The sequence below is a fragment of the Microbacterium sp. BF1 genome, from assembly GCF_019279095.1.
GTDB classification, from domain to species: Bacteria; Actinomycetota; Actinomycetes; order Actinomycetales; family Microbacteriaceae; genus Microbacterium; species Microbacterium maritypicum.
This window is the reverse complement of the sequence record NZ_JAGYWT010000858.1, coordinates 1-567: the sequence shown is the minus strand read 5'-3', so window position 1 is coordinate 567 and position 567 is coordinate 1. Positions and strand designations below refer to the sequence as shown.

The following is a 567-nucleotide window of genomic DNA, read 5'->3' as shown; positions in this document are numbered from 1 at the left end:
CCCCTCGCCCCGCCGGTCGCCGAGGGCGCATGGCGGCGCGGCTCGTTCGCGCGGATTGTCGATCAGGTCACCGCCGAGCGGATGATTCCGGCACGAGTCGAGGTCACCGAGGCCGATGGCTCGACGTTCACCGACATCATCACCGCCACCGCCCGCAAGAACACCCCCGCTCCGGCCCCGCCGGAACCCGAACCTGCGGATGCGCCCCGGCTGCTGGAAGTGACCGGGGATGGCTTCGTGCCCGGTGAGGACATTGCTGTGTGCCACATCATCAGGCACACCGACGCCGCCCCGACTGGCACCGCCCGCGCGCTCATCGACCTGGCCTGTGACCATGTCGACCCCGGCGACGAGGTTGTGCTCGTGGGCAGGGTCTCGGGCACGTTCGTCGTGCGGAGCCTGTCATGAGTGCCCCGGCACCGGGCAGGCAGACCGGCTCCTTCGGTGACGAGCTGACCAACGCCGCCATGATCGGACTGATCGGGGTGTTCGCGCTCACGCTGCTGCTGCGCGGTGCCGGGTCGGTCGCGGCGTTCCTCACCGGCACCGCTCAACCCCTGGCCGGCC

At 70.9% G+C, this 567-nt stretch carries 1 protein-coding gene; it reads left to right on the top strand.

Annotation, left to right across the window (positions count from 1 at the left end):
- On the top strand, window positions 1–408 hold a 408-nt coding region (locus KZA10_RS17215; protein ID WP_218683515.1), incomplete at its 5' end, for a hypothetical protein.
- Between the last annotated feature and the right edge of the window lie 159 nt (window positions 409–567).